An 8,841-nucleotide genomic window follows, 5' to 3' on the forward strand; every position below is an offset into this window, starting at 1 on the left:
GGAGGCGACAGGCTCGCTGCGTTAAAGCACCCTCTGCCCGGCGCGCCAGGCCTGCTTCACGAAAGGGTGTCCATTGTGGAGGCCGACATGCAGGAGATCGGCACGTTTACCGGCGGCGATCTCACCGCGGTCTGACAGGCCGGCGACTTCGGCGGGCGTTTTGCTCACCATCCGCACCGCCCCCGGCAGATCGGCCATGAAGGTCTCACCGGCGGCAATCATGAAGACGCTGTCGAGCAGCGAGCGGGGCACATAGTCGGACGCCAGGATATCGACGAGATCCTCGGCCATGAGCTCGCTCACCGCCACGTTGCCGGACTGCGATCCACCCCTGAGAACGTTCGGCGCGCCGCCGACCACATGCATCCCGTGCTCCCTGGCCTTGCTGGCGGCCTCACGCGTGCAGGGAAATTCGGAAACCGCAATCCCTTCTGCTACCGCCTCTTCGATGTGGGACAACTCGGTGTCGTCATGGCTGAGCAGTGGCAGCTTGTGCTGATGGGCCAGCGCCACGACGGCGGGACGGACCCGTTCGCCGATTTCGTCGGAAAAGGTCAACAGCTTCTCCATGTCCTTTTCGACCATCGCTCTGGACAGGCCGCAATCGGCCATCTGGCGCGCGATGTAACCTTCAATGTCCCGGCTCTGCCGCCTGCCTGGAAGATGTTCCATCACCGAAATCATGCGCACGATGGTCTTGGCGATGTTTTCCTCCGTCAGCCGGGCTGTCTCCGGGTCGGTGATCTCACAGCGCAAGTGAACCAGATGCTCCGCCCGCAGCATGCCCGCGTTCTGCGCCTGCTCAAGCGCATCGATCATCGGCGCCAGAATTTCCCTTCGCTCCGGGTTCTTGAGGGTTGCGCCGACGCATAGACTGTCGAAGACCGTGGTGACACCTCCGCCGATGATTTGCGCATCGTGGGCCAATGCCGCCCGCAGCGGATCCCAGCGCACATGGGCGCGCGGATAGACATGCTTTTCGAAATGATCGGTATGGATGTCGACAAGTCCGGGCAGAAGATAATCGCCGTCCAGGTCCATGCCCGCTCGAGGCGGTATCCCCGTATCGACGGATGCGATTTTCCCTCTGGCTATCGACACATGGCCGGTGAGGATCTCGTCGCGGAGCACGACACGCGCGTTTTTGAGAACTGTCAGTTCACTTCCGGTCGGTGTGTGCCTGCCTGCAAATGTCATGATCTCTCCTTCCGGTCGGCGCGTTTCACGGCTTGCGGGAACAGGCGCCTTCTATCCTTGTTCCCGGCGCAAATTGTGACCGTTCCGGAACAGGATTGTGACAGGACGCAAAATCCGGGAAATATGGCGGGAATTTTCTCATGCTATTTGGGTCCGTACCCTAGCACTACTTTGGCAGAAGTGTGGGTCACCGTTTCTCAGCATGTTATGGCCACGGTTATTGCGGTGGTGGAGTGCGAATGCGCTGTCTGTCGGCTGAAACGGACCTCAGATGCAGTGGGCGCAAGACAATCCGAATCGGTAAAATCAACAATGAAAAAGTGTTCGAAGGTACGAATACATAACTTATGAGTGCAATGAATAATTTTTCAATTCAAAAACCCCGAATATATTGGTGACCAGACTATGACAAAGGCTGAAAAACGCGAATCAACTCGCCCATCGTTGTATTCCGGCAACACTAGGAAGTTTAACGAGTGTTAATTTCGAGTCGGCACTTGGGAATGCGCGCAACGTATAATATTGTCCGCGAATTGAAATTTTATGGGCATGGGTAGGCAATGCGAGTTTTTTTGGCGCTTTTGATAAGCACATGTTTGGTTGACATATCGTCCGCCGCCGACCTGAGGCAGGTGGTTCAGGAAGCTGTTTCAACCAATCCGGACGTATTGGAATCAGCGGCGAACCGCCGTGCCCGCGATCAGGAATACCGCCGGTCACAGGGCGCCTTCCTGCCGTCGGTCGATGTGTCCGCCGAAATCGGACCGGAACGTCTTGACCGGCCGAACTCCTTCACCGCCAATGACAACGACAAGTGGCGGACCGCCAAGGAAATTTCCGTTACCGTTCAGCAGTTGCTGTTCGACGGTTTCGCCTCCGTGAACGAGGTCTATCGTCAGAGCGCCCGCGTCGACGGAGCCGCTCTCAGAGTGATGGAGCGTTCGGAAGCAACGGCGCTTGACGCGGTTGAAGCCTATATCGACGTCCTGCGTCATACGGCCATCCTCTCCAAGGCCCGCATGAATGTGAGCAAACACCGCCGCATCTTTTCGGATGTCGACGAGCGGTACCAGGGCGGTGAAACAGGCGCTGCCGATCTCGCCCAGGCAAGGGAACGGGTCGCGGCGGCCGACGTTATCGTAACGGAGGTGCACAAGTCGCTTCTCGACACGATCGCCAAATACGAACGCATCGTCGGGAACAAGCCGGCAAGGCTCGCGCCGGCAAAACCGGCCAGCATCCCGGCGGGACCGGTCAACCGCCTTGTCGACGTGGCCGCCCAGCAGCACCCGCAGGTGCGCGCGGCACTTGCCGATGCGGATGCGGCGAAATACCAATATGACTCCAGCAAGGGAAACTTCCTGCCTGAGATTTCCCTGAGGGGCCGGGCCGCCGTGGGCGACGATCTCGGCGGCATCGAGGGTCGCAACAACGAATATTCCGGCAAGCTGGTCTTTTCCTGGAATCTTTATAATGGCGGTCGCGACACGGCCCTGTCCCAGGAATACAACGAGCGCCTGACTGAAGCCCAAATCGCAGTCGACCGGGTCCGCCGGGAACTCAAGGAGGGCATCGAGCGTTCCTGGGCTTCCGTGACCACGCTGACGGACAGGATCAAGGCGCTTCGCGAGCAACTGGAAGCCAACCGTCAGGTCGTTGGAGGCTACCGTCAGGAATACGATATCGGTCAGCGGACGCTGCTCGACGTACTGAATGCGGAAAACGCTCTGTTCAACAGTGAAATCGAACTGATCTCCGCCCGGGCGATCTACACCTTCTCCACCTATCAGCTGCGTGCCACATCCGGTGACCTGCTCGCTTATCTGAGTGTCACCCCGCCGGCGGAAGCGATGGACGGCCAGCGCGACAATGCGTCGATTTTCCCGCAGAGCGCCAACTTCAATATCGAGCCGTTACGTAAATTCTAACGATTTGCCGGCAGATTTGACCTGCCGGACAACCGGCAGGCCTTTCGATCAATTCTGAGCACCGCAGTAGGATGTCAGGCCGGGGAACAAGTCACCAGTCTGGCTCCTGTTCGCCCAGGGGCCGTCAATGGGGGCCGACGGGTTCCGCTCACCCGACGCCCGGCTAGAAGTTTTTCGCGGCGACACAGCCCATGGGCGGCACCGATATGCTGCAGAATACCAACGACAAAAAGCCGAAATCCGAAGCCCCGACAAAACCCTCGGCTAGCCCGGATCCGCTTGCCGCGGCTCTGAAATATATTGCCCGCGTGCATGGTTATCATGTCACCGACTCGGTGATCTGGAGTGGCCTGCCCCAGACCAGCAACACTCTCGGCATCGGCATTCTCGGCCGCGCGGCCGCCAATTGCGGTCTGAAGGCACTGCCCGATCGCAAGGATATCGGTTCCATCCCGCCGGCGGCGCTTCCGTGCATCGTTGCGATGAAAAATTCCGAAATGCTGATCCTGACCGGCTTCGACAAGGAGGCCGGAACGGTTGAACTGCTCGCCCCCCTCGTCCAGGCGGCCAAGCTTCACCAGTCCCTGGCCGAATTCGAGGACAACTACAGCGGATACGCCATCTTCTTTCAGCCGGCGGTCGACAGTTCCGGCAAGAGCGAACGCGTTCTCGGTTTTGACGGACACTGGTTCTGGAGCACGATCACCTCCTACTGGCGGGACTATGTCCACGTCGCCCTGGCCGCGCTTCTGATCAATCTGCTCGCCCTCGCCTCGCCGCTTTTCACCATGAACGTCTATGACCGGGTGGTGCCGAACAACGCCATCCCGACCCTGTGGGCCCTGGCGATCGGCGTCATCCTGTCCCTCGTGTTCGACGCCATTTTGAAAATCGCTCGCGGGCAGATCATCAACGTGGCGGGCAAACAGGCAGACAACGCGCTGGCCAGCAAGATCTTCGCGCACGCCCTGGCGATCGATTTCGAAAAGAGGCCGGCCAGTTCGGGGCAGTTCGCCAATCACATTCGCGAATTCGAAAATGTCAGGGAGTTCATCACCTCCTCTTCCCTGGTATCCCTGATCGATCTTATGTTCATCGGCATCTTCATCGCCGTCCTGTTCCTGCTGGTCGGATCTGTTGCGGTCGTTCCTCTGGCGGCAATTCCGGTCGTCCTCGGCATCAGTCTGTTCGTTCAGGCGCCCCTGTCCGGAGCGATTGAAAAATCCCACAAGGAAAGCGCCATCCGGCATGCCATTCTGGTGGAAAGTATCGCCAATCTCGATACGGTCCGGGCGCTCAATGCGGAAAGCAGCATGCAGACCAAATGGGAACGCTCTGTCGCCGCCAGCAGCGGGGCGATCATGAAAGGCCGGTTCTGGGCCCTGATCGCGCAATCCGGGACTGGCTTCGTTCAGGCCTTCGTTTCCATCGGCATCGTTGTGTGGGGTGTTTATCTCATCTCCAGCGGAGACATCACCATGGGCGCGCTGATCGCAGCCATGATGCTCTCCGGCCGGGTGCTGGCGCCCCTCGCCAATGTTGCCAACACCCTCACCCGCCTGCGCCAGACGTTGCATTCCTACAAGATCCTGAACGACATCATGAACACCGAAACGGAGCGCAAGCCGGGCAGGACCTATATCAACAAGCGCATCACATCCGGATCCGTGGAATTCAAGGGTGTGGATTTCCGCTATCCCGGCGCCGAAGACGACAGTCTGAAGAACATCTCCTTCAAGATTGCGCCAGGGGAAACCGTCGGCCTGATCGGCCGAGTCGGCTCCGGCAAAAGCACGATCGGCCGGTTGACCTCCGGCCTTTATTACCCCTCCGATGGCGCTGTGCTGATCGACGGCACGGACACCAGGCAGTTCGACCCTGCCGATCTGCGCGCCAATGTCGGCTTTCTCTCCCAGGACAACGTGCTTTTCAGTGGAACGGTGCGCGAAAATATCAGCGCGGGCGATCCCTTCGCCGACGATGACGCGCTCATCGAGGTGGCCCGGATCGCCGGTGTCGAGGAATTCGTGGCGCAGAACCCGCTCGGCTACGATCTTCAGGTCGGCGAAGGCGGCCGTTTTCTGTCCGGCGGTCAGAAACAGTCCGTCGCCCTTGCCAGGATCCTGCTCCGCAAACCTCGCGTCCTGTTCCTGGACGAGCCGTCCAGCCATCAGGACCTTGCCTCCGAGCGCCGCCTGATCGCCCGGCTGAAGGAACATAACAGGGCCGATACGACCGTCATCATCAGCACGCACCGCATGAGCCTCGTCGAGCTGACCGACCGCCTGATCACCCTCGACTACGGCAAGCTCGCGCTGGACGGCCCCCGCAAGGAAGTGCTGCAAAAGCTCCAGGAGCTCGGCGCGGTGAATGCCTCACAACAGGCCGGCAAGGATGCCGCGTTATGAACCCGGGCGACTGGAACTACGCCAACGATATCCGCGATATCATCCAGACCAGGCCGCCGCGTTACACGACCAACGTGATCCGTATCGGCCTGGCACTGTTTGTCGTCGGACTGGCCTGGGCCTATCTGGCCACGCTGGAGGAAGTCACCAGAGGCGATGGCCGCGTGATCCCCTCGCGGCAGATACAGGTGGTGCAGGCGCCCGACGCGGGCATCGTCGACAATATCTTCATCCAGGAAGGCGATATCGTCGAGGAAGGCCAGTCTCTGATCGAAATCGACGACACCACGTTTTCCTCCCAGCTCGGCGAAATCCGGCAGCGCCAGTGGGCGTTGATGGCGCGGATCGAGAGGCTGCAGGCGGAGGCCGATCAGAAACCGCTGGTCTTTCCCGAAGTGCTGGAAAAGGAAGTCCCCGACCTCATCGCCGGTGAAAGCAATGTCTACCGGGACAAGAAGACAAGCCTTGAAAACGAGCTGAGCGTCCTCAGGAACCAGGCCTCGCAGCGCGAACAGGAATATCAGGAGCTCCTCGCCAAGCAGGCCAAGCTGGACTCCGTCATCAAGATCATGGCGCGCGAAGTCGAGATCAACCAGCGCCTCTACGAACGCAAGGTGCTGCCGGAGATCGAATTTCTCCGCCTGTCACGCCAGTTGAAGGAGAGCGAGGGTGAGCTGCAGATCACCAAGGCCTCCGTCCTGCGCTCCCAGGCGGCAAAGGAGGAAGCCCGCGAACGCTCCCGCAGTGCCGTTTCCACCTTCGTTTCCGAGGCAAGACAGCAGCTGGCCGAGTCCCGCGGCGAACTGGCGGTCATTAACGAAAGCCTGAAAGGGGCGGCCGACCGGGTCCGCCGGACCGAGTTGGTCTCGCCGGTCAAGGGCATCGTCAACAAGCTGAACATCACCACGATCGGCGCGGTCGTGCAGCCTGGCGCCGATCTGGTCGAGATTGTCCCCCTTGAGGATACGCTCCTGATCGAGGCGCAGATCCGCCCCAAGGATGTCGCCTTCCTTCACCCGGGCCAGAAAGCCCAGGTGAAGATAACCGCATACGATTACTCGATTTATGGCGGGCTTGAGGGCGAACTGGAACGGATCAGCGCGGACACCACCGAAGATGAGGAAGGTAATCGTTTCTTCCGCGTCACGGTCAGAACAGATAAAAATTATCTTGGTTCAGATACGGATCCTTTACCAATAATACCAGGAATGGTCGCGTCCATCGATATATTAACCGGAGAGAAAACGGTTCTGGACTACATCTTGAAGCCGATCAAGAAAGTTCGGGACCAGGCACTCAGGGAGCGCTGACGTCTCGACAAATAATGAGGCGATCGGCAGATGGAACACAGAGCGACCGCGCCGGCAGTGCCGGCTGCGAACGGGAAAGCTGCGCGCAAATTCGGATGGGCACTGACTTGCGCATTCGTGCTGCAGGCGGCATTCGTCACCGCCCAGGCGGAAGACGGCCCCTTCGCGCCGGTTGATATGACCGGCATTTCCAACGTCCACGACTTTATCAAGGTCTCCCTGCTGGAGACCGTTTCCGCCGACGCTCTGCCGGTGAAACTCCATTTTGCTCCGCTTCCGGCTGCAAAGGCGGTGGAACTGCGGACCATCCGCGTCGGCCCCCTCGCCAAGCCGGACATTCAGGGCCCGCCCCTCGGGAAAACCGCTCGTCAAACCATCGACCTGCCCGCGGCGGACACCGCGGAGCTGAAGCCGACGCTGCTCTTCGGTACGCTCGGCAAACCGGTCGCGCTGTCCCCGGTGACGAAGCGCTGGACGCGCGCGCTGGGTGAATTTCGCGCCGACGGACAGGGTCCGTCAGCCGGCCGCAACGGGTTCCGCGCCTATACCGCCATTTTGGACGATGTAAAGGACAAGCGCCGCGGGCTGCAGATCCCGAAGGTGAATTACATGGTCAACCGGGTTCTGGCCTACAGGGACGACGCGCGTCTGTGGCAGACCGGTGAATACTGGGCAAGCCCGGTTGAAAGCCTGACCAGGCGTGCCGGTGACTGCGAGGACTACGCGATCCTGAAATATGCGCTTCTGCGGGATCTGGGTGTCGAGGACCAGGACATGCGGATCGTGGTTCTGCGCGACACGGCGGCCCGCCAGCATCACGCTGTACTCTCCGTTCGCCACGAAGGAAAATGGCTGATCCTGGACAACCGCTTCTCCCGCGTGCGCTTCGAGCGCGACCTGCCGCATTATCAGGTTCTCTATTCGGTGAACGCCGCCGGACAGTGGTCTCATGTGCCGACACCCGGCTCACCGGTACGGCTCGCATCCCGTCTGAAGTCCGCGACAAAATAAACACAAGCCGCCGGACTGTAGTTTCGAGCTCTTTAGCCTCCGCAACCGAGGCGAAACCTCATTTCCGTCTCCCCAAACGCGGGCGCTGCGTGCTATACGCAATTCATGTCAGATCGACACCAGAGCGCCACGATTCGAAACCCCCTGCGGATTTCCGCCGCCTTCGGCCTTGGCCTGGGCGGTTGCCTTCTGGGTGCCGGTCTCGCACTCGGCGGTTTCGCGCTCGCCGAAAGGCAGCAATCGCTGCTCGACGCCCGGCTAACGGCGACCTCGCAGGAACGCGATCTGCTTGTCGGCGCCCTCAAAGACGCATGGCTCACAGGTCCGCGTCTTCGCCTGGAAGAACTCGCGGCGCTGCCTCTGATACCCGAATATCTGTCGATTGCCGAAAATCGGCCGGACAGCGTCGATGCTAAAGAGCTTGAAGACTATCTGCGCACGGTTCTGGAAGCCGCGGGACGGGAAACCGGCCTGCAACGCATTGCCCTGGTGTCTGCCAACGGCAGCGAATTGCTTGCCGCGGAAAATCCGGCAGCCGCTTCCCCGGACGCAAAAGCCGTCCAGGTGGAAGCCGTCGTCTACGACTTCGATGATCCGCAAACCCCCGCGGGCCGGCTGACAGGCGCCCTTGCCGACAGCAGCCTGACAATCCTGCCGCCCGATAGCGCCACCGGCACGGACACGACAGCAAGTACCGCCGGCGGCCCGGCCCGGCCCGGTAGCCTTGATGCAAATTCATTTGGCGTTGCCGACCTGACCCGCCTTCTCGCCGCCCTTGCCGGCATTGCAACAGCCCTTTTCGGGCTCACCGGCGCGGCGCTTCTCCGCACCCGGCAGGCGCAACGCTAACACCAGCCAGCCATCGTTGATGGAAGAACGCGCGGGCTCGGTCTCTCGCCGGACACCACTGTGTGCCGCGTGAAGCTGGCCTCATGCTGAATAATGCATTTTCAATGCAAACGCTGCCTCGGGCGTCTTCCTGAATCC

At 60.4% G+C, this 8,841-nt stretch carries 6 protein-coding genes; 5 read left to right on the forward strand and 1 reads right to left on the reverse strand.

Features of this window, described 5'->3' with window-relative positions; all coding sequences use genetic code 11:
• Window positions 1-21 precede the first annotated feature (21 nt).
• Complete coding sequence (locus CLV41_RS12040) at window positions 22-1,197, reverse strand: alpha-D-ribose 1-methylphosphonate 5-triphosphate diphosphatase (RefSeq protein ID WP_103222576.1); 1,176 nt, start codon at window positions 1,195-1,197, stop codon at window positions 22-24.
• A gap of 596 nt (window positions 1,198-1,793) precedes the next feature.
• On the opposite strand from CLV41_RS12040, the gene CLV41_RS12045 reads away from it, so the two are divergent.
• The 5 genes from CLV41_RS12045 to CLV41_RS12065 all read left to right on the forward strand — a co-directional run bounded on the left by CLV41_RS12045 (window position 1,794) and on the right by CLV41_RS12065 (window position 8,703).
• Window positions 1,794-3,125, forward strand: coding sequence for a TolC family outer membrane protein (locus CLV41_RS12045; RefSeq protein ID WP_208987469.1), 1,332 nt, complete (start codon window positions 1,794-1,796; stop codon window positions 3,123-3,125).
• A gap of 191 nt (window positions 3,126-3,316) precedes the next feature.
• On the forward strand, window positions 3,317-5,533 hold the full coding sequence (locus tag CLV41_RS12050; RefSeq protein ID WP_208987470.1) for a type I secretion system permease/ATPase: 2,217 nt from the start codon (window positions 3,317-3,319) through the stop codon (window positions 5,531-5,533).
• Window positions 5,530-6,843: an HlyD family type I secretion periplasmic adaptor subunit gene (locus CLV41_RS12055; RefSeq protein ID WP_103222580.1), complete on the forward strand. Its 1,314-nt coding sequence runs from the start codon at window positions 5,530-5,532 to the stop codon at window positions 6,841-6,843. The genes CLV41_RS12050 and CLV41_RS12055 overlap by 4 nt, the downstream gene beginning before the upstream one ends.
• A 30-nt stretch (window positions 6,844-6,873) precedes the next feature.
• Window positions 6,874-7,854: a transglutaminase-like cysteine peptidase gene (locus tag CLV41_RS12060; protein WP_103222582.1), complete on the forward strand. Its 981-nt coding sequence runs from the start codon at window positions 6,874-6,876 to the stop codon at window positions 7,852-7,854.
• Between the two features lie 105 nt (window positions 7,855-7,959).
• Window positions 7,960-8,703, forward strand: a complete 744-nt coding sequence (locus tag CLV41_RS12065) for a hypothetical protein (RefSeq protein ID WP_103222584.1) — start codon at window positions 7,960-7,962, stop codon at window positions 8,701-8,703.
• Window positions 8,704-8,841 lie beyond the last annotated feature (138 nt).

This window comes from Roseibium marinum, from assembly GCF_002906165.1.
GTDB classification, from domain to species: domain Bacteria; phylum Pseudomonadota; class Alphaproteobacteria; order Rhizobiales; family Stappiaceae; genus Roseibium; species Roseibium marinum.

Bases quoted from the DNA above. Each gene is read 5' to 3' on its own strand.
- CLV41_RS12040 (WP_103222576.1), bottom strand. From the start codon at position 1,197: ATGACATTTGCAGGCAGGCACACACCGACCGGAAGTGAACTGACAGTT.
- CLV41_RS12050 (WP_208987470.1), top strand. From the start codon at position 3,317: ATGGGCGGCACCGATATGCTGCAGAATACCAACGACAAAAAGCCGAAA.
- CLV41_RS12055 (WP_103222580.1), top strand. From the start codon at position 5,530: ATGAACCCGGGCGACTGGAACTACGCCAACGATATCCGCGATATCATC.
- CLV41_RS12060 (WP_103222582.1), top strand. From the start codon at position 6,874: ATGGAACACAGAGCGACCGCGCCGGCAGTGCCGGCTGCGAACGGGAAA.
- CLV41_RS12065 (WP_103222584.1), top strand. From the start codon at position 7,960: ATGTCAGATCGACACCAGAGCGCCACGATTCGAAACCCCCTGCGGATT.